The organism is Ruegeria sp. C11 (assembly GCF_056537725.1).
On record NZ_JBQFSB010000001.1, the window covers coordinates 494,061 to 513,389 of the forward strand.

Here is a 19,329-nt window from a genome sequence, read left to right on the forward strand (position 1 = left end):
CATGCTGAAAATCTGGGGCCGGAAAACATCATCCAATGTTCAGGCCCTGATGTGGTCTGTTGGCGAATTGGGGCTGCCATACCAACAGTATGATCTGGGCCACCGGTTTGGCGGGCTGGATACCCCAGAGTTTCTGCACCTGAACCCAAACGGAACGATCCCGGTGCTACAAGACGGGGTTAACCCGCCGATCTGGGAAACCGGTGCGATCCTGCGCTATCTGGCCGCGCGATACGGCCCTGACAGCTTCTGGCCAAGTGATCCGGTGCAGCGCGCCGAAATCGACAAATGGGCCGAATGGGCCAAACTGAACGTCGCCATGCAATTCACCGTTCCCGTATTCTGGCAGGTCACCCGGGTCCCGGAAAGCGAACGGGACGAAGACGCAATCAAACAGGCAGTCGCATTGCTGGAGGCAAAGCTTGCAATCGCCGATGCGCAACTCTCCCGAAACACCCACATCGCGGGGCCCGAGTTCACCCTGGCCGATATCCAGCTTGGGCACATCCTGTTCAGGTATTACGATATTGAGATTCAGCGCAGCTCATTTTCGCATCTGGAACGCTATTACCGGATGCTCAAGGAACGACCCGCATATCGGGAACATGTCATGATCAGCTACGAGGAACTGAAACCCGGCTGAACCGGCATCAGACGCCAACATCAGGGCCGTGGCAAACCATTTCTTCACCTGTATCCGCAGCCTCATACAACTCGGTCGCCTCGGGGTCCCCCTCGAACTGCGCAATTATTCCGGACGCGGATCGGATAAAAACCCAGCACTGTGGGTCCAGCCGGTCTTCGTAGATGAAACAGATCTGCCCCTCGCGCTCATACCAGATGCCTTCCTTGCAATCGCCATCCAGAAAAGACCAGATCACCCGCCGGTCCGGCAAATAGCGTTCGACCCCATATGCTACGCCGTCATATCCGTAATACAGCGTCTTACCGCGTGTGTAGGCGTCAAATTCTTCTCCCGACATCGGACCAGCCGCCGCTACGGTCTGCGCAGTCAGAGACAACAGAATCGATAAACGCATCAACATGCACTGATTGTGGCAGATCAGGGCCGACGTTGCCATTCAGCAGCGTGCTACTCAGCCCGATCCCGCCGGATTAACTCGACGTCAGTATTGAGTCACTGAAACCATCCATCCCAAGCTGCCAATGGCGTAACGCCTTTACCGTTGGCAGCTTGGGAAAATACATGGAAATTCTACTGTTCTGGATCGCGGCAGCCAGCGCCCTTGCCTATCTCTCAATGGTAGCTCACAGCGCAAGCACACTGCGCAGCATCCTGAAAACCGCCTCGGTCGCGCTTCTCGCGCTTTCGGCGCTGATTGCCGGTGGCCCATGGCTGTTGTGCCTCGGCCTGACACTCTGCGCCACAGGGGACGCTCTGTTGTCACGCGAAACCGAGGCCACCTTCATGGCGGGCATCGGCGCATTCGCCGCCGGGCACATCGCCTATATTCTTTTGTTCCTCAGCCACCCGACCAGCGGCGCCACACTGATCTTCGACCAGCCGGGTGTGTTTTGGACCCTCATCGTTCTGGGCATCGTCATGGCCACGCTGCTTGCCCCTCGCGCAGGCGAACTCAAAGTTCCGGTGCTGGCCTACATCCCGATCATTCTCGGCATGGGAATCGCTGTCCTTGCCCTGCCCGAAACGGGAAACCTGCGCTGGGCCCTGCCTGCGGCGCTGGCCTTCATCGCCTCGGACCTGATCCTTGCGACCGAGAAATTCATGTTGCCCGATGGCCACCCCGCACTCAGGATCACCCCATACCTCGTCTGGCCGCTCTACTGGGGCGCACAGGCCGGATTTCTGTTCGCCTTTTCCTGACCCTTTGCAACTGCCGCAATTCCGCATTAGGTGGGGATAACACCTGCGGAGACCAGACATGGCGTTTTTCTCAAAGCTCAAGGACCGGCTTTTCAAATCCTCTTCGCGCCTCGAACAGGGGCTCGAAGCCATCGTCGAAGACGGCGGCGAAGAAACAGCCCCCACCCCGGACCCGGTGATCCCCGAACCGGAGCCCGAGCCGCAGCCTGTCCCCGAAGTTCCCGAACCCGCGCCCGCCCCGCAGCCGGTCGAAACTCCGTCGCCAGAGCCGGTCGATCCCACGCCATCGCCTGCACCTACGGAAATCCCGGACAGCCCGCAATCCAAGGGGTTACTGGGCCGTCTGTTCAGCCGCGGTGACAGCAGCACGGTTATCCGCCGCACGCTGGACGACGACATGCTTGAACAACTCGAAGAGTTGCTGATCGCTTCGGACATGGGCGTCGATACTGCCCTGCGTGTCACCGCCAACATGGCCGAGGGCCGCCTTGGCAGAAAACTCTCGACCCGTGAAATCAAACAGCTTCTCGCACAGGAGGTGGCCCGCGTGATGGAGCCTGTGGCCCGCCCCATGCCCATCTATCCCAAACGCCCTCAGGTGGTCCTTGTCGTCGGCGTTAACGGCTCGGGCAAAACCACCACCATCGGCAAGCTGGCCAGCCAGTTCAAATCCGCAGGCAAAAAGGTCGTCATTGCCGCTGGCGACACCTTTCGCGCCGCCGCCGTGGAACAGCTTCAGGTCTGGGGCGAACGCGCAGGCGTCCCCGTCCTGACCGCACCCGAAGGATCCGACCCAGCCTCTCTGGCATTTGATGCACTGACCAAGGCACAGGAAGAAGGCGCCGATCTGCTGATGATCGACACGGCCGGCCGCTTGCAAAACCGTGCCGACCTGATGGAGGAACTGGCCAAGATTGTCCGCGTCATCCGCAAAAAGGACGAAACTGCTCCCCACAATACCCTCTTGGTCCTCGACGCAACCACCGGGCAAAACGCCCTCAGCCAGGTCGAAACCTTCCGCAACCTTGCTGACGTCTCGGGCCTGGTAATGACCAAACTGGACGGCACCGCCAAGGGCGGCGTTCTGGTTGCTCTGGCAGACAAGTTCGGCCTGCCAATCCATGCGATTGGCGTCGGCGAACAGATCGACGACCTCGCCCCATTCGACCCCGAAGAATTCGCCGCCGCCCTGACCGGCCTGGACCCAACCTGACCCGACCGTTCATCTGGCCTCAAATACTCTCGGGGGGTGTGAGGGGCAGACAGCCCCCCACTATATCCACCCCGCGAAAGGCCGCATCGTGAGCGACTGGTTGATCTCCCTCGAAGGTACCGAGGCCGGGCACAGGCTGGCGCTCGGCCTTGCGCTGATGGCCGCCTTTCTGCACGCCGTATTCGGCGCCCTGCAAAAGGGCCGACACGACCCATGGCTGTCGCGCGGTGCGATCGATGCCTCGTACAGCCTTATGGCCGCGCCGTTTGCCCTGTTTGTCGTGCCCTGGCCCGAACCCCATATGTGGCCGATTTTCGCAACTGCATGGGCCATCCACATCCTCTACAAAATCCTGCAGGCGATGGCCTATACCAAGGGGTCATATACGGTTGTCTACCCTGTGGTGCGCGGCACTGGTCCGCTCTTCACCGTGATCGGGGCCTATCTGCTGTTCGGCGAGGTGTTCTCGGCTACCCAGTGGCTGGGTGTCGCGGTCCTGCTGACCGGGATTTTCGGGCTTGCCGCCTATAATTTACGTTATCTGGAAACCAACCGCGACACGCTTGGCATTGCGCTGGCACTAGCGTTTTCAACCGGCCTCTTCGTTGCTCTTTATACGACCTACGACGCCTACGGCATTCGCGCCACGGCGGATCCCTTCACCTTTCTGGCATGGTTCTTCATGATCGATGGCGCCGTCCTGCCGTTCTACGCCTTCCTCAGATGGCGCGCCATGATCAACCCGCCCACGCCCGGACCCTTGATGGTACGGGGCATCTCTGGTGGCATCGTCGCATTCATGTCATTCGGCGCCATAATGCTGGCCACACGCCTCGACAAGGTAGGCGAAGCAGCGGTTCTGCGCGAAACCTCAACCGTGTTTGCCGCCCTGATCGGCTGGCTGGTACTGAAAGAAACGGTCGGCCCAAGGCGAATCGCACTGATGGCATTGATTGCATTAGGCGCGGTAATAGTTGAAATGGGGGGATGAGCAGCAGGATGGACTCAATGACCGACAAGAAAGACATCAACCCATTCCTCAAACAGGTGCTGGAGCTTGGCCCCCCTCTGGCCTTCTTCTTCATCTACCTGCGCCTGCGTGACGATAGTTTCCTGATCGGCGGCATCGAATATTCCGGCTTTATCGTCGCCACCATCCTGTTCGTACCACTGATGCTGGCGGCAATGGGTATCCTGTGGTTTCTTACCGGCAAACTCAGCAAGATGCAGATATTCACCGCCTTCATGGTGATCTTCTTTGGCGGCCTCACCGCCTGGTTCAACGACGAGCGGTTCTTCAAGATGAAAACGACGCTTGTCTACGGCTTCTTCTCGGCAATTCTGGGCATCGGTCTGCTTCAGGGAAAGTCCTATCTCGCCTACGTTCTCGAAGAGATGCTGCCCATGCGTCATGAAGGCTGGATGATCCTGACCCGCCGCCTTTGCGCCTGCTTTGCGGTGCTGGCTGCCGCCAACGAAGTGGTCTGGCGCACGATGTCCACCGATCTGTGGGTCAAGATCGAGACCTTTGGTTTCCCACTCGCGCTCATGGTATTTCTGATGCTGCAGTTCAACATGCTGCAAAGCTATATGGATGACCCGGACCGCCAGTAGGCCAGCTTCACCGGATCAGCTGCCCTAACGTTTACATCAAGTTTAGGAAAATGCCCGACAAATTCCTTGGTTTAGCCGCCAAGCTGTGGAAAATGGGACCACCACCCACCGCTGCAGGAGTACCACCCCCGCATGACGACCTTTCCCGACACCGGATTTCTGTCGGAAGCCTCGGAAAGACTGAAAGCTATGCTTTCAGCTCAGGCGTCCGAAATCGTATTGCAACGAGGGGAAATTCTGTTCGAACAAGGGGATGAGGGGGATGCGCTTTACGCTATTCTCACGGGCACACTGGAAGTGTCTTTTCTCGCCATGAGCGGACGCAAGCTGTCACTGGTCCTCATGCGCCCCGGCGAGGTGTTTGGCGAAATCGCTCTGTTTGACAACGGCCCACGCACGGCCACCGTCTCGGCGGCGAAACCTTCGCGTGTCCTGCGCGTGCGCAGAACCGATGTGATGGCTCAAATTCAAGACCACCCCGAACTTGCTGGCGATCTGATCCGTCTGGCCGGCCTGAGGATGCGGTGGATGGGCGCACAGCTCAACGAACAGGTCTTTCTTCCCATGCCCGTCAGATTGGCGCGCAAGCTGCTGTATCTGGCTCAATTGCAGGACGATCAGGCTGGCCGGATCATGCTGTCCCAAAGCGAACTGGCCGAGTTTGTGGGTGCAACGCGCGAAGCGGTTTCGAAGACGCTGTCCAGTTGGCGACGCGACGACGTGGTCGAGGTCTCGCGCGGGGGGCTTGCCATCCATGACTTTGAGGCTCTGCGGGAACTGGCGGATTCAGACCTGATCTGAGCCTATGCCCACACCTGTGATCCGCTTCACAGACGTCTCGTGCCGATGCTGCTAACTTGATTAAGGTTACCGACTGAGGCTGGATGATCATCCCCGATATCTGTCCGACTGGCCTCTCCCTGTAACAGAGCCATATGCCCCGGCATATGGCTCTTTTAATTTGATAAGGGCCACGAAAAAGGCCGGAGCTGCAGCTCCGGCCTTTTCCAATCCCGTGTAGAGGGCAATTACTCTTCCAGGCTCAGAGCCACGAAGCGAGGTTCCCCACCGCGACGCACCAGTAACAGCAGCGACTTGCGACCGGCTTCGCGGGCTTCTTCCATGCGCGTCTCCAGGTCCGGGATCGACGTCACCTTTTGCTGACCCGCCTCGGTGATCACATCACCGGACCGCAGACCCTTGGCATAGGCCTCGGACGCCTCATCGACATTGGTGACGACCAGACCCTCGGCATCCGCGTCCAGCCCCAGTTCACTACGAGAGTCATCGGTCAACGGCGCAATCGTGAGACCCAGAATGGTCTTGTTCTCATCCCCAGTCTCGTTGGGCGCTTCGGCGTCGTCGCCATTCTCTTGGCGTTCAGCATCCTCGCGGCGGCCCAGCGTCACCAGAATGGTCTGCGTCCCGCCATCGCGATGCACAACGACGCGCACCGATTTGCCGACTGTCGTCTCGCCTACCTGACGCACCAAACCGCGCGTGTCTTTCACTTCAACGCCGTCAAAGCTGAGAATCACGTCACCGGCCGCCAGTCCGGCCTCTTTTGCCGGACCATCAGGAACGTCGCTGATCAGCGCGCCGCCGGGTTTATCCAGCCCCATCGCTTCGGCCATATCCTCGGTCACATCCTGAATGCGCACACCCAGCCAACCCCGGCGGGTTTCGCCAAATTCGCGCAGCTGATCCACCACTTTGACGACGACATTGGACGCCATCGAAAAACCAATGCCGATCGATCCGCCATTGGGCGACAGGATCGCAGTGTTCACGCCAATCACTTCGCCATTCATGTCGAACAGCGGCCCGCCCGAGTTCCCTCGGTTGATCGCCGCGTCCGTCTGAATGTAGTCGTCATACGACCCGCTCAGTTCTCTGTTACGTGCGGACACGATGCCGGCGGAAACCGAAAATCCCTGTCCTAGTGGGTTGCCCATTGCGATGACCCAGTCACCGACGCGGGCGGTGTCGCTGTCGCCGAAAGTCACATATTTCAAAGGACCTTGTGCCTCGACCTTCAATAGGGCGATGTCGGTCTTTTCATCGGTACCGATCACCTTGGCAGGCAGTTCCTTTTTCGGCTGTCCATCGCCGGGAAAGAACTCGACCAGAATTTCATCCGCCTCGGCGATGACGTGGTTGTTGGTGACGATATAGCCATCTTCCGAAATCACGAACCCCGATCCCAGCGCATTGCTGCGGCGCGGGCGGTTTTCGTCGTCGCCATTGCGATCCTGAAACTCGCGAAAGAAATCTTCAAACGGGGACCCTTCGGGCACGATGCCCTGCGGCCCAGTCTGCCCTTCGATAAGGGTTGTCGTGGTGATGTTGACCACAGCCGGGCTGATCTTTTGCGCCAGTGGCGCAAGGCTTTCGGGACGGGCCTGCGCCGCAAGCGACTGCACCAGAACGAAAACCACACCCAGAAACGCTAGCCAGAGAAGCCGCATTCTTATGATTGCATCGTCCCGCCCAAGGGTAATACTGCGTGCCTTTGCTTGCACTGGGGGTCTCCTTGTCACCAACCTGTTATCGGGCTGCCGCGTACGGCAACCGGTTCTTAGGGTCCAATGTAGTCAGTTTGGCCCGGCCCGCAACTCGCGATAGCGGGGAATTCACCGGCATTTGAGCGCACCGTAACCAACCGGTTCTCAGAACCCCAGTTGATAGGCCCCCCACAGCAGGATGAAACCGCTGACCACGCATAACAGACCAACGGTCCGCCGGGCACTTTCTGGCAAGGCACGAAGCGCCTCCAGCATCCGCTCGATAAGCGAAGGGGCCAGCGCATAGGCCAGCCCCTCGACAATCAGCACCAGCCCGAAGGCCAGAAGGATCATTCCCATCAGCGGGTCGCCTGTCCTGTTGGCGACTTCAGATAGTTGAAGAACTCGGAATCCGGGCTCAGCACCATCGAGCTGTTACCCCCGCGAAGCGCGCGCTCATACGCAGACAGGGACCGGTAGAATTCAAAGAACTCCGGATCCTTGCCGAAGGCTTCGGCGAAGATGGCGTTGCGTTCGGCATCGGCCTCACCGCGGATGATCTCGGCTTCGCGATTGGCGTCCGAGACCAGTTCGACCACGGTCCGGTCAGCCTGCGCACGAACACGCTGCGCCGCCTCGTTACCGCGCGCCCGTTCGTCGGTGGCTTCGCGTTCACGTTCGGCCTTCATCCGGTCAAACGTCGCTTCAAGGTTGGCCTGCGGCAGGTCAGTGGCTTTCAGGCGTACGTCGATCACGTTGACGCCCAACGCCCGTGCTTCTGCAATCGCGCTGTTGCGAATGCGCAGCATCAGCGCCGCCCGGTCCGAACTCAGGATGTCGCGGGACGAAACCGAACCCAGCACTTCGCGCGTTTCAGCGCGCAGAATGCGGTCCAGACGATCCTCGGCCACCGGGATACCGCCGACGCCAACGGCCTGACGGAACTGGTTCAGGTCGGAAATCCGGTAACGCGCAAAGGCGTCGACCACCAGACGGCGGTCATCCAGGGGGGTGACCTCCAGCGGTTGCACGTCAATTGACAAAATGCGGTCGTCGTAACGCACTACTTCCTGAATCAGCGGGATCTTGAACGCCAGACCGGGTTCTTCCTTGACCGCGACCACGCGCCCGAACTGCAGCACCAGCGCCCGTTCGCGTTCATCTACGATAAAGATCGAGGACAAGCCAACGATGATTGCCAGAACGATGACCGGCAGAACAAAAGTCGATTTACGCATCAGTTGTTCTCCTGCCCGGTTTGTTCGCTGTTTCGGCGCAATTCATTGAGCGGCAGATAAGGCACGACGCCCTGCCCATCTCCGGTGGCGTTTTCGTCCAGAATGATCTTGTCAACATCGCCCAGAACCTGCTCCATCCGCTCCAGATACAGGCGTTTGCGGGTCACGTCCGGCGCCTTGGAATATTCCTCCAGAACCGCGCTGAAACGGCTGGCCTCACCTTGTGCACTGTTGATCTGCTGGGCGCGATAGGCTTCGGCTTCTTCCAGAACCTGCGCGGCTTCACCACGGGCTTCGGCCAGCACGCGGTTGGCATAGGCATCGGCCACGTTCTGCAAACGATCCCGTTCCTGCGCAGCAGCCTGAACGTCGCGGAAGGCCGCGATCACGTCCTGCGGCGGGTCAGCCTTGTCAAAGTTGACGCGGACGATGTTGATCCCGGAATCATAGCTGTCCATCGTGGACTGGATCAGTTCCTGCAGACGATCCGCAATAATACCACGATCTCGGTTCAGGATCGGCGCCAGTTCAGACTGTGCAATAATCTCGCGCATCGCCGATTCCGACACGGCCCGGATCGTCGGGCGCGGATCGCGCAGGTTGAACAGGAACTTGGCGGGGTCGTTGATATTCCACACGACCTGATAGTCGATATCGACCACGTTCTCGTCGCCGGTCAGCATCAGGCCGTCATCGCTGCCGCGCGCACCGCCCATATCTTCGGTCTGTTCGCGGGTAACCGGGATCACCTCGGCCGTTACCACCGGCCAGGGCGCAAAGTTCAGACCCGGATTGCCGATGGACGAAAACTCGCCCAGAAACAGTTCAACCGACTGCTCTTCCGGCTTGACGGTGTAAAAGCTTGCTGCGGCCCACAGGCCAGCGGCCACCAGAACGCCCAGCGCCACGGTCCCTTTGGTAAAGACCGGACCACCGCCGCCTGCACCCTTGCCGTCGCCGCCACGGCCACCGCCGCCGCGCCCGCCCATTAGCACGCGCAACTGCTCCTGACCTTTTTTCATCAGCTCATCGATCTCGGGAATCTGCGGGCCATCACCTTCGGGCGGGCGTCGCCCGTCCCCGTTGTTACCCCGATTTCCTCCGCCTCCGGATGAGCCTCCGCCCCCCCAGGGGCCACCGCTGTTGCCCGCCATATTTCGTCTTTCCTTTGTTTGGACCGGTGTTCCGGCCCGCGTGATCACGAAGTCACTTGTAACGTGTGTACGCCAGCTTGCAAATCAAGCGCTGCGTACAGGTTGCCGCATTGTAACCAATTCCTCGGCCATGACCGGATGAACGGCCACGGTCCGGTCGAAATCTTCCTTGGTTGCACCCATCTTGACCGCAATTCCGGCCAATTGGATCATTTCGCCCGCACCCGGCGCCACGATATGGCAGCCCAGTACTTTGCGCGTCGCCTTGCTGACGATCAGTTTCATCAACACACGCTGCGACCGTCCGGCAAAGGATTGCTGCATCGGCTTGAAAGAGGTCGCATAAACCTCAATCGGCTCCTGCGCCGCCGCGTCCTCTTCGCTCAGGCCCACGGTTCCCATTTCCGGCTGCGTAAAGATCGCCGTCGGGATCAGCTCGTGATCAACCGGCGTCGGGTTGGCTTTGAACACGGTTTCGACAAAGGCCATGCCTTCGCGGATCGCAACCGGGGTCAGGTTCACCCGGTCAGTCACGTCACCGATAGCATAAATCGAGGGCACGCCGGTCTGGCTGTATTCGTCCACGACGATCTCGCCCTTACGGCCCCTCTCGACCCCGATCTCTTCCAGCCCCAAATCGTCCGCATTGGGCGAACGGCCCGTGGCATACATCACGACGTCGAACAGTCGTTCGGTGCCATCCGTGGCCTTCACACGGATCTTGTCCCCGTCTTTCGCCATCTCCAGCACGTTGGTGCCTAGATGAACGTCGACACCGTTCTGGCGCATCTCTTCACAGATCAATCCGCGGGCTTCTTCGTCGAAACCGCGCAGAATCTGAGCGCCGCGATAGAACTGGGTGGTCTCGACCCCCATACCGTTCATGATGCCCGCGAATTCACTGGCGATATAGCCACCGCCAACGATCAGCATCGACCCCGGCAGCTTGTCCAGATGGAAAATCTCGTTCGAGGTGATCGCCAGTTCCGAGCCCGGAAACTCTGGCACGACCGGACGGCCGCCCGTTGCGATCAGGATATGCTTGGCAGTCTTTCGTGTGCCATCGGCCAACTCGACCGTATGCGGATCGACCAGACGCGCACGCTGATCAAAGCTTTCGACGCCGTTGTTTTTGAGGATGTTGCGATAGACGCCTTCCAGCCGGTCCAGCTCGGCATGGAGTTTGCCGCGGAAAGCAGTCCAGTCGAACGCACCCGGTTTGACATCCCAGCCATACGCCTGTGCATCCTCGACCATTCCGGAATATTCACTGGCAAAGACCATCAGCTTTTTCGGCACGCAGCCGCGGATTACGCAGGTGCCGCCATAGCGGTCTTCTTCGGCCAGCGCCACCTTGGCCCCGTTTTCCCCTGCCGCCACACGCGCGGCGCGTACTCCGCCCGAGCCGCCACCGATGACGAACAGATCGTAATCAAAGCTCATTTACCCTGCCTCTTCCATATTTCCGCAAGCGCTACATAGCCTTGCAAGGGGTGTAACTCATCGCGCGCCACTGTCCAGTACCTTCCGGCGATCGATTTGATCCTGCCATGGGGCGTCCAAATCCGGCCGATACTGGTGCAGCGCGTAGATGAACTGGTCACATATGCGTTGCGGTATCCGTTTCAACGGAAATTCCAAAAGCCCGAGTCCACATAACGAAAATGCTCGCGAAATATACGCCTGCCTTGCGCTTCCCGCAGACAAAACGTCGGTTATTATACAAGCGTCAATCCTTCAGGTCCGAAAACAGGTTGTCGTTGTTTTCTTCTCCCAGCCGGTCCAGCTCGATCGTGCCTTCGTTGATGTCGCGCAGCTCGACCCGGCCATCGCCGTGGCCGATGACGACCCGATCGCAGATGTCGATGAACAGACCGTTTTCCACGATGCCGGGGATTTGGTTCAGAACCAGCGCCAACTGGCGTGCGTTGCCGATCCGTTGCAGATGCAGGTCCAGAATGTGGTTGCCTTCATCGGTTACGAACGGCGCCTCGCCATTCATCCGCAGCGCCGCCGAGCTACCCAGCACGTCCATCGAATCCAGCGTTTCCTCGATCAGCGACCGCGTGGTCTGCCAGCCAAAAGGGATCACCTCGACCGGCAGCGGGAACGCCCCCAGCGTTTCAACCTCTTTCCCGGCATCGGCGATCACCACCATCATGTCGCTGGCGGTGGCCACGATCTTTTCCTGCAACAGCGCCCCGCCGCCACCCTTGATCAGGTTCAGTTCACCATCGAACTCATCCGCGCCATCAATGGTGATATCCAGCCATCCCGCCTGATCCAGCGAAACAACCTCGATCCCGACCTCACGCGCCAGTTGTGCCGTGCGGGTTGATGTCGGCACCCCCCTGATCCGCAGCCCTTCGTCACGCACCCTTTCGCCCAGACGACGCACCAGCCAGGCCGCTGTTGATCCGGTGCCCAACCCTACGCGCATCCCGTCTTCGACCATGTCGGCGGCGCGCCTTGCGCTGACGTATTTGGCATTGTCGATGGGGGACAGTTCTCCGGTCATGGCAGCCTCGCAGAAAGCAGTATTTGTGCCCTTATATGCAAACTGCCTTCCCTGCGCGAGGGGGCCGCGGGCGGTTTCCTTCTCGAAACCCGGAAAATTCGGTATCCTTTCCCGTAGGGGGCAATACATGCTGCAATTCGACGAAGCCACCACACGCCTGCTGGATAACGCCTATCAGGGCGCGGACGTGACCCGCCGCCGCGCCGCCAATCTAAGGGCGCTCTCTCCGGTCCCGGGCGATACCATCCTTGACCTTGGTTGCGGCAACGGCTTGCTGTCGATCGAACTGGCGCGTGCGGTGGGCGCTGGTGGCAGGGTCGTTGGTCTCGATCCAAGCGACGACATGCTGTCCGCCGCGCGCGCCCGATGCGCCGAATTCGACACAATCGACCTGATCGAGGGAACCGCCGAAAACCTTCCCTTTGCCGAAAATGAATTCGACAAGGCGGTTTCCCTTCAGGTTTTCGAGTATTTCTCTGACGCCCGCCCTGCGCTTCGCGAACTGTATCGGGTTCTGCGCCCGGGCGGCAGGCTTGTCATTGGAGATATGCACTGGGACACGCTGTGCTGGCACAGCGCGCACCCTGATCGAATGTCACGCATGATCGAAATCTGGGACCTGCACCTTGCCGACCGCTGCGTTCCTGCGATCCTTCCTGAAAAATTGCGCGAATGCGGTTTCGAAGCCGACCGGGTCGAGCCATTGGTGTTTTGCGACACAACGCTGCGACCCGACGGGCAAGCTCAGATGATAATGCGACTGATGAGTGCCTACGCGATACAGAACGGCCATATGTCCGAAGAAGAAACCAACGCATGGTCCCACGAACAGCACAGCCTTGCTGAACAGGGGCGTTTTTTCATGTCCATCACTCATTTCATCTGGGTCGCCCGCAAACCCTGACAGCGAAACATATCCCCAAAATACGCGTTTCCGATTGGAAACGTCGCAATCAAGGCTTTGTGAATCGACCGCGCCCCTTAAACAGGCGGTATGGATACGCGCTATCGCCTTCACTACGCCCCTGACAACGCCTCGCTGGTGATCCGGCTGGTGATGGAAGAGATGGGCCTGCCCTACGAAACCGTTCTGGTGGATCGGCGTAATTACGAGCAGGACAGCGCGGCCTATCGTGCGCTCAATCCAAACGGTCTGATCCCGGTGCTGGAAACGCCGCACGGCCCGATATTCGAAACCGCCGCCATTCTGCTGTGGCTGGCAGACACGCACGGGCACATGGCCCCACCGCCGGAAAGCACCGAACGCGCGGCGTTCCTCAAATGGCTCTTCTTTGCCTCGAACACGGTGCACGCCGATCTGCGCATCCTGTTTTATGCCGAAAAATACATCGACCCCTCGCAGGCCGAAACCCTGCGGGCAGGCATCCGGCCCCGGCTGCGGCAACACCTCAAACTGTTGGAAGCCGAGGCCAAACGCGCACCCTCGTGGCTGAACGCAGACGAACCGTCGGTTCTGACCTGGTATCTTGCCTGCATGATGCGGTGGATGGCATTATATCCGGCAAAGACGGACCGCAGTTGGTATCAGCTTGCCGACACCCCATATCTGCAGAAGATCCTGATGCAGTTGGAAACCCGCCCCGCAACCCGCGCCGCGATTGGCGCCGAGGGGCTCGGGGTTACACCGTTCACATCGCCCACCTACGCCACCCCTCCAGAAGGCTCAGCAACCTAAGATGTTCCTCTCAGTTTTCGATATGTTCAAAGTGGGCGTCGGCCCCTCCTCGTCACACACAATGGGGCCGATGGTTGCGGCTGCGCGGTTTCTTGACCTGATGCGCGCCTCGCCTTTCGAATTTGCGGGCCTCAAAGGATCGCTGCACGGCTCGCTGGCCTTTACCGGCGTGGGCCACGCCACGGACCGCGCCACCATCCTTGGCCTCGCCGGGTTCGTGCCCGACACCTATGACAACGACAAGGCCGAGGCGGCGCTGGCGGCGATTGCCGAAACCCATTCTGTCACGCCCGAAGGTCTGCCGACGCTCAAATTCGATCCCAAGGCCGATCTGATCTTTGATTACGACCAGACACTGCCCGGCCACGCAAACGGCATGATCCTCATGGCTACCGACGCACAGGGCGACGTGATCCTGAGGCAGGTCTATTACTCGGTCGGCGGCGGCTTTGTCCTGACCGAGGAAGAACTGGCCGAGGGCAAGGACACCAATGACGGCCCGTCCGTACCCTACCCCTTCACCTCCGCCGCGCAGATGCTCGAAATGGCCAAGGAAAGCGGGAAAAGCATTGCCCAGATGAAGCGCGAAAACGAAATCGCGCGCGGCTGCCCCAACAGTTTTGCCAAAGGCACGGCACGCCTGTGGGAGGTGATGAACGGCTGCATCGAACGCGGCCTGTCCACCGACGGCATCCTGCCCGGCGGCCTGAACGTCCGCCGCCGCGCCAAGGGCATTCACGAGGCCCTTTTGGCCGAACGCGGCATGAACCTGAACGCTCCGCACACCATCAACGACTGGATGAGCGTTTACGCCATGGCCGTGAACGAGGAAAACGCCGCTGGTGGTCAGGTCGTCACCGCCCCGACCAACGGCGCGGCGGGCACCATGCCTGCGGTTTTGCGCTATTACCTCGATCACGTTCCCGGTGCGTCCGAAAGCCATGTCGAGGATTTCCTGCTGACCGCCGCCGCCATTGGCGGACTGATCAAATACAACGCCTCGATCTCGGGGGCCGAAGCGGGTTGTCAGGCCGAGGTCGGCAGCGCTTCGGCCATGGCCGCCGCCGGGCTGTGCGCCGTCATGGGTGGTACACCGGAACAGGTAGAAAACGCCGCCGAGATCGCACTTGAGCATCATCTTGGCATGACCTGCGATCCGGTGGCCGGGCTGGTGCAGGTGCCCTGCATCGAACGCAACGGCCTTGCCGCGATCAAGGCGGTTTCGGCCGCATCACTGGCGCTGCGCGGCGACGGACAGCATTTCGTACCGCTCGATTCCGCTATCGAAACCATGCGTCAGACCGGTCACGATATGCACGAGAGGTACAAGGAAACCTCGCTCGGCGGCCTGGCGGTTAACGTTCCCAACTGCTGAGTTTCTCATTCGGTCTTTCCAGCAGGGGCGCGCTGACATAGCGTGCCCCTTATGACTCAGGATCGTCCCTTTCTCGGCATTTTGCTGATGCTCGGCTTTTGCGTTCTCGCGCCGCTTGGCGACGCGCTGGCCAAAGTGCTGGGCGGAACCATGCCGCTGGGACCGCTTGTGTTTGCCCGGTTCGTCATTCAGGCGGCCATTTTGGTGCCTTTGGTGATACTGACTGCGCGCCCCTGGCACATGCCCGCGCGCGCGCTGGGTCTTGTCGCCCTGCGCACGGTCCTGCACATCATCGGTATCAGCGCCATGTTTGCGGCTCTGAAATATCTGCCACTCGCCGATACAATCGCCATTGCCTTCGTGATGCCGTTCATCATGCTGCTTCTGGGCAAATACGTGCTGGACGAAGAGGTCGGCCACCGTCGTCTTTGGGCCTGCGTCGTGGGTTTCGCCGGTACGCTGCTGGTCATCCAGCCCAGCTTTTCCGAGGTCGGCGCACCCGCCCTGCTGCCCCTTCTTGTGGCGGTGGTCTTTGCCCTGTTCATGCTGGTGACGCGCAAGCTGGCAAAAGAAACCGACCCGATCTCTCTGCAGGCCGTTTCGGGGGTAATGGCTTCGGTCATGCTGCTGCCGGTTCTGGCATATCAGCCCGAACAGGGCCAATCCCTGTTGCCCCCCGTCGACAGTGTCGTCATCTGGCTGCTGCTGGGGATCGGAGTGATCGGGACTGTCGCCCATCTGCTCATGACATGGTCGCTGCGCTATGCGCCTTCGGCTACGCTTGCGCCGATGCAATATCTGGAAATCCCCGTCGCCACCCTGTTTGGCTGGCTGATCTTTCACGACCTGCCGAACGGGCTGGCGGCCGTCGGCATCTGCATCACCATTGCCGCGGGGCTCTATGTCATTCTGCGCGAGCGGGCCACCGCCCGCACCGGCCCGACAGAAACGCCCGCATGACCTCTTCCAACGCGCTGCGTGGCACCATCACCAACAAGCCCGGTCCGTCCACTTCAAGCGCGACGTCAGATAGCGCCCGGTTCGAAGTACCAACCTGACCGTCCGGTTCCAGAACCAGCTGGTCTATGGGCCATTCCAACCCCTGGCTTGTCCCGGTTACGCGACGAAATGGAAACAATGAAACCGTGCTCTGCGGTTCGATCTTCAATGCAATACGCGGTGGCGCATGAAAGATGACCTCGCGCTCGCCCAGCAATATGCAAGACCGATCCTGCAATCGGATCATCGTGTTGAACACCGCAAGCTGATGGTCCACCCGCGCGCCCAGAAACCCGACCCCCAGCACAAGCGGGGTTTCGATACTGCGCAGGGCTTTGTCAAAATCGGTGCTGTCCTGTTCACTGATCGGAAACAAACGATCCGTCGGAATCCGGTCTTTCAGATCGGGCCGCAGCGAATCAAAGTCGCCAATCACCGCGTCGGGAACACGGCCTGACTCCAGAATCACCTCTGCCCCTCCGTCAGCCGCCACCACCCGGTCGGTGTGTTTCAGCGCCAGATTCAGGTCATCAGGTCCGATATGCCCCCCGCCAACCAGCGAAATTGGCCCATCTGAGCATACAATCGCGTCATTTTTCGACACATTGACCATTTTATCCGGATTTGGACACATTGAGACCACAAAATGATACGTTGATTTACAAAGTTTCGAGTCGATTCTGACGCCCGGCTTCGGGTGGCACGGCTCTGTAGTTTGTAAAGGACGTGCGTCTGATGGTACAGAACAACAAGGTATTGACCGTCTCATACGGAACATTCTCGTGCACTTTGGAAGGGTTCGACGATTCATTTGAGACGATGAAGGCGATTGCCGAATATTTCCGGGATCTGGCGGCAGATGACCGCTATTTCGGATCCGAGCCGCCTCAGCCAGACGCCGAAATGCTGACCCGTATCGCACAGCGCGACGCCTCGCGCCGCGTCGAAGCCAGTCAAAGCGAAAGCGGCCTGCTTTTGCGCGCGACCGAGGATACGCCTCAGCCTGCCGTAACCGCACAGACCCCGCAACCACCTGCGGCCCCTACCGCGCCGCAAGCACAGGCAGTTCCCCCCGCTGCCACCACCCCTCCGGCAGCATCGCCGGACCTGACCGTCGTCAACTCCGCCTCGGCGCCCCCCCCCGCCGATGCAATCCCTGTAGCTGAACACGTTGATGATCTGCCTCCCCCCGCGGCAGACAGCATCGCCGCCAAACTGCAGCGCATCCGCGCCGTCGTTTCGCATTCGGACGACAGCGCCGAAGGGTATTCCGAAGATCTCGACACCGGCTTCCATGCCCCTCAGGAAGCGCCGAAGGATGCGATCTCGGCCGCCTTCGAAGCAGGCGCGCTGAGTGCGGTGGACTTCGAAGCCGAACAAACCCCTCCGTCTGCCGAAGAGGCGGCGCCTGTTGAGGATGAATCTGAGGTTACACCGGAAGAGGTCGAGGAACCCGCCGAAGTTCATGCCGCTCAGCCTCAGCCCGAAGATGTTCAGGAAGAGTACGAAGAGGAGCCCGAAACACAGGACACCGTTCTGTTTTCGGATCTCGACGAAACCTCTGAAGATGATGCCGAGGAAACAGATGCGGAAGAAGATGACATCCGCAATATTATGGACGAGGACGAAGACGAGGCATCTGACGCTCAGGATGAAGCCAAGGACGACCTGCATCCGGCCGCCGGTTTCCTGACCGCCGAAGACGAAATCCGCCTTCTGGACCAGTTGTCCGACGTTGAAGCGCACCTGTCCACGCAATCCGCACAGCGCAGCGAACCGGAAGTCGAAGAGGACGTGTCGCGCCTGCTGGTCAAAGCTGACGAGCGGATGGAAGACCCCGACACCAGCGGCAATCGCGAAACCTATTCGCATCTGCGCGCAGCGGTCGCGGCAACCGAGGCCGAAAAGACCGACGGTGCCGACGCCCACCAGACGGACGAAGAGTATCGCGATGATCTTGCTTCGGTCGTCAGCCCGCGCCGTCCGGAAATCGAAGTGACCAGCCTGCGTCCCGAATCCGACAGTGCAATGCCGCTCAAACTGGTGGCAGAGCAGCGGATCGACACGGAAGAGGCCGACGCAGGCCCGGTCGTGCCGCGCCGCGTCACCACCGAAGATGATGCCGGCGAATCCCGCGATGGTGGTTTTGCCCACTTTGCCAAGGAACAGGGGGCGCAATCCCTGCCTGACCTGCTTGAAGCGGCAGCCGCCTATCTTTCCTTCATCGAAGGGCAGGAACAGTTCTCGCGTCCGCAGCTGATGAACAAGATACGCGCGCTCAAGCAGGACGACTTCAACCGCGAGGAAAGCCTGCGCTCGTTCGGCCAGCTTCTGCGCGACGGCAAGATTGAAAAGGCAGGCGGTGGCCGCTTCGCCGCCTCCACCCAGATCGGTTTCCGCCCGGACGACAAACGCGCCGCCGGCTGAGCAACCCAAATGTTCTGAATGACAAGGGCCAGAGGTTTTCTCTGGCCCTTGTCATTTTCCATGCACTCTTACCTGCCGGTCGGTTTTGTCACCTTGATGCCGCAGCCCGAATGTGGAATTGGGCCGGGGCGAAATGCCGGGCAGATTTCTTCCGTTTCCGTCCGAAACGGTAATACCGGCGAAACAACCACCCAACCTGTTACGGCCAAACCGCCGTGACGAACCAAAGAGTTCCTCTCATGCCAGCCAACCACCGTATCGCCCTCTCAAGCGACCATGCCGCTATTCAGCTCCGGCAGGTCATCGCCAATCATATCGGCGCACAAGGCTGGGAAGTGGTCGACATCGGACCTGTAACACCCGAAAGCACGCACTATCCCAAACACGGCCACGCCGCGGCGCAGCTGGTAGCCTCGGGCGATTGCCAGCTTGGCATCGTTCTTTGCGGTACCGGCCAGGGCATCATGATGGCGGCCAACAAGGTGGCGGGCGTTCGCTGCGGTGTCTGTACCGACACGTTCTCGGCCCGCATGATCCGCCAGCACAACGACGCCAACATGCTTTCGATCGGTGCGCGCGTGGTGGGAGAAGGGCTGGCGATTGAGATCGTAGACGCCTTCCTGAGCGCCACCTTCGAAGGCGGTCGGCACGCGACGCGGGTCGCGATGATCGAAACACCCGAAGCGTAACCCGTTCTCCGGAGCCCTCCGGGCCATGTCCGGCACAACCGTATCACGCTGACCAC

20 protein-coding genes are annotated in these 19,329 nt (G+C 60.1%); 12 read left to right on the top strand and 8 right to left on the bottom strand.

What is annotated here, in order from left to right; translation table 11 throughout:
- Position 1 precedes the first annotated feature (1 nt).
- On the top strand, positions 2-643 hold the full coding sequence (locus ACR0NA_RS02470; protein ID WP_480725788.1) for a glutathione S-transferase family protein: 642 nt from the start codon (positions 2-4) through the stop codon (positions 641-643).
- 7 nt (positions 644-650) lie between these two features.
- Here ACR0NA_RS02470 and ACR0NA_RS02475 read toward each other — a convergent pair whose 3' ends face one another.
- Entirely contained in the window at positions 651-1,040 is a 390-nt protein-coding gene (locus ACR0NA_RS02475; RefSeq protein ID WP_480725993.1) for a hypothetical protein, read from the bottom strand.
- A gap of 167 nt (positions 1,041-1,207) precedes the next feature.
- On the opposite strand from ACR0NA_RS02475, the gene ACR0NA_RS02480 reads away from it, so the two are divergent.
- From ACR0NA_RS02480 to ACR0NA_RS02500, 5 genes are all read left to right on the top strand, one after another.
- Positions 1,208-1,846, top strand: a complete 639-nt coding sequence (locus tag ACR0NA_RS02480; RefSeq protein WP_480725789.1) for a lysoplasmalogenase — start codon at positions 1,208-1,210, stop codon at positions 1,844-1,846.
- Between the two features lie 58 nt (positions 1,847-1,904).
- Positions 1,905-3,059: a signal recognition particle-docking protein FtsY gene (gene ftsY / locus ACR0NA_RS02485; protein ID WP_480725790.1), complete on the top strand. Its 1,155-nt coding sequence runs from the start codon at positions 1,905-1,907 to the stop codon at positions 3,057-3,059.
- A gap of 88 nt (positions 3,060-3,147) precedes the next feature.
- Positions 3,148-4,050 carry an EamA family transporter gene (locus ACR0NA_RS02490; RefSeq protein WP_480725791.1) on the top strand — a complete coding sequence of 301 codons (903 nt, stop codon included), beginning with the start codon at positions 3,148-3,150 and terminating at the stop codon, positions 4,048-4,050.
- A 17-nt stretch (positions 4,051-4,067) separates the two neighbouring features.
- Positions 4,068-4,673, top strand: a complete 606-nt coding sequence (locus ACR0NA_RS02495; protein WP_480725792.1) for an inner membrane-spanning protein YciB — start codon at positions 4,068-4,070, stop codon at positions 4,671-4,673.
- Positions 4,674-4,805: 132 nt separating this feature from the next.
- Entirely contained in the window at positions 4,806-5,474 is a 669-nt protein-coding gene (locus ACR0NA_RS02500; protein ID WP_480725793.1) for a Crp/Fnr family transcriptional regulator, read from the top strand.
- Between the two features lie 227 nt (positions 5,475-5,701).
- Here the strand turns inward: ACR0NA_RS02500 and ACR0NA_RS02505 are convergent, their stop codons facing one another.
- The 6 genes from ACR0NA_RS02505 to rpiA all read right to left on the bottom strand — a co-directional run bounded on the left by ACR0NA_RS02505 (position 5,702) and on the right by rpiA (position 12,087).
- Complete coding sequence (locus tag ACR0NA_RS02505; RefSeq protein WP_480725995.1) at positions 5,702-7,141, bottom strand: DegQ family serine endoprotease; 1,440 nt, start codon at positions 7,139-7,141, stop codon at positions 5,702-5,704.
- 201 nt (positions 7,142-7,342) lie between these two features.
- Complete coding sequence (locus ACR0NA_RS02510) at positions 7,343-7,537, bottom strand: DUF2065 domain-containing protein (RefSeq protein ID WP_480450019.1); 195 nt, start codon at positions 7,535-7,537, stop codon at positions 7,343-7,345.
- Positions 7,537-8,415, bottom strand: coding sequence for a protease modulator HflC (hflC, locus tag ACR0NA_RS02515; RefSeq protein WP_480725794.1), 879 nt, complete (start codon positions 8,413-8,415; stop codon positions 7,537-7,539). Before hflC ends, ACR0NA_RS02510 begins: the two co-directional genes overlap by 1 nt.
- The gene (gene hflK, locus ACR0NA_RS02520) at positions 8,415-9,569 is read right to left on the bottom strand and encodes an FtsH protease activity modulator HflK (protein ID WP_480725795.1); all 1,155 of its coding nucleotides are present in this window, start codon (positions 9,567-9,569) and stop codon (positions 8,415-8,417) included. Before hflK ends, hflC begins: the two co-directional genes overlap by 1 nt.
- Positions 9,570-9,653: 84 nt before the next feature.
- Positions 9,654-11,012, bottom strand: a complete 1,359-nt coding sequence (gor, locus tag ACR0NA_RS02525) for a glutathione-disulfide reductase (RefSeq protein WP_480725796.1) — start codon at positions 11,010-11,012, stop codon at positions 9,654-9,656.
- Positions 11,013-11,298: 286 nt separating this feature from the next.
- Positions 11,299-12,087 (bottom strand): ribose-5-phosphate isomerase RpiA, encoded by a 789-nt coding sequence (gene rpiA / locus ACR0NA_RS02530; RefSeq protein ID WP_480725797.1) that lies wholly within the window; start codon positions 12,085-12,087, stop codon positions 11,299-11,301.
- Between the two features lie 127 nt (positions 12,088-12,214).
- Here rpiA and ACR0NA_RS02535 point away from each other — a divergent pair, with 127 nt between their 5' ends.
- The 4 genes from ACR0NA_RS02535 to ACR0NA_RS02550 all read left to right on the top strand — a co-directional run bounded on the left by ACR0NA_RS02535 (position 12,215) and on the right by ACR0NA_RS02550 (position 16,118).
- On the top strand, positions 12,215-12,991 hold the full coding sequence (locus ACR0NA_RS02535) for a methyltransferase domain-containing protein (RefSeq protein ID WP_480725798.1): 777 nt from the start codon (positions 12,215-12,217) through the stop codon (positions 12,989-12,991).
- A 90-nt stretch (positions 12,992-13,081) separates the two neighbouring features.
- Positions 13,082-13,783, top strand: a complete 702-nt coding sequence (locus ACR0NA_RS02540) for a glutathione S-transferase family protein (protein ID WP_480725799.1) — start codon at positions 13,082-13,084, stop codon at positions 13,781-13,783.
- Between the two features lies 1 nt (position 13,784).
- Entirely contained in the window at positions 13,785-15,158 is a 1,374-nt protein-coding gene (locus ACR0NA_RS02545) for an L-serine ammonia-lyase (RefSeq protein WP_170651675.1), read from the top strand.
- Between the two features lie 51 nt (positions 15,159-15,209).
- Positions 15,210-16,118, top strand: coding sequence for a DMT family transporter (locus ACR0NA_RS02550; RefSeq protein WP_480725800.1), 909 nt, complete (start codon positions 15,210-15,212; stop codon positions 16,116-16,118).
- Here ACR0NA_RS02550 and ACR0NA_RS02555 read toward each other — a convergent pair.
- Positions 16,063-16,770, bottom strand: a complete 708-nt coding sequence (locus tag ACR0NA_RS02555; protein WP_480725801.1) for a thiamine diphosphokinase — start codon at positions 16,768-16,770, stop codon at positions 16,063-16,065. The genes ACR0NA_RS02550 and ACR0NA_RS02555 overlap by 56 nt on opposite strands.
- 122 nt (positions 16,771-16,892) lie before the next feature.
- Between ACR0NA_RS02555 and ACR0NA_RS02560 the strand changes: the two genes are divergently transcribed.
- Positions 16,893-18,584 (top strand): hypothetical protein, encoded by a 1,692-nt coding sequence (locus tag ACR0NA_RS02560; RefSeq protein WP_480725802.1) that lies wholly within the window; start codon positions 16,893-16,895, stop codon positions 18,582-18,584.
- Between the two features lie 239 nt (positions 18,585-18,823).
- Positions 18,824-19,273, top strand: a complete 450-nt coding sequence (gene rpiB, locus ACR0NA_RS02565) for a ribose 5-phosphate isomerase B (protein WP_480725803.1) — start codon at positions 18,824-18,826, stop codon at positions 19,271-19,273.
- The last annotated feature ends 56 nt before the right edge of the window (positions 19,274-19,329 follow it).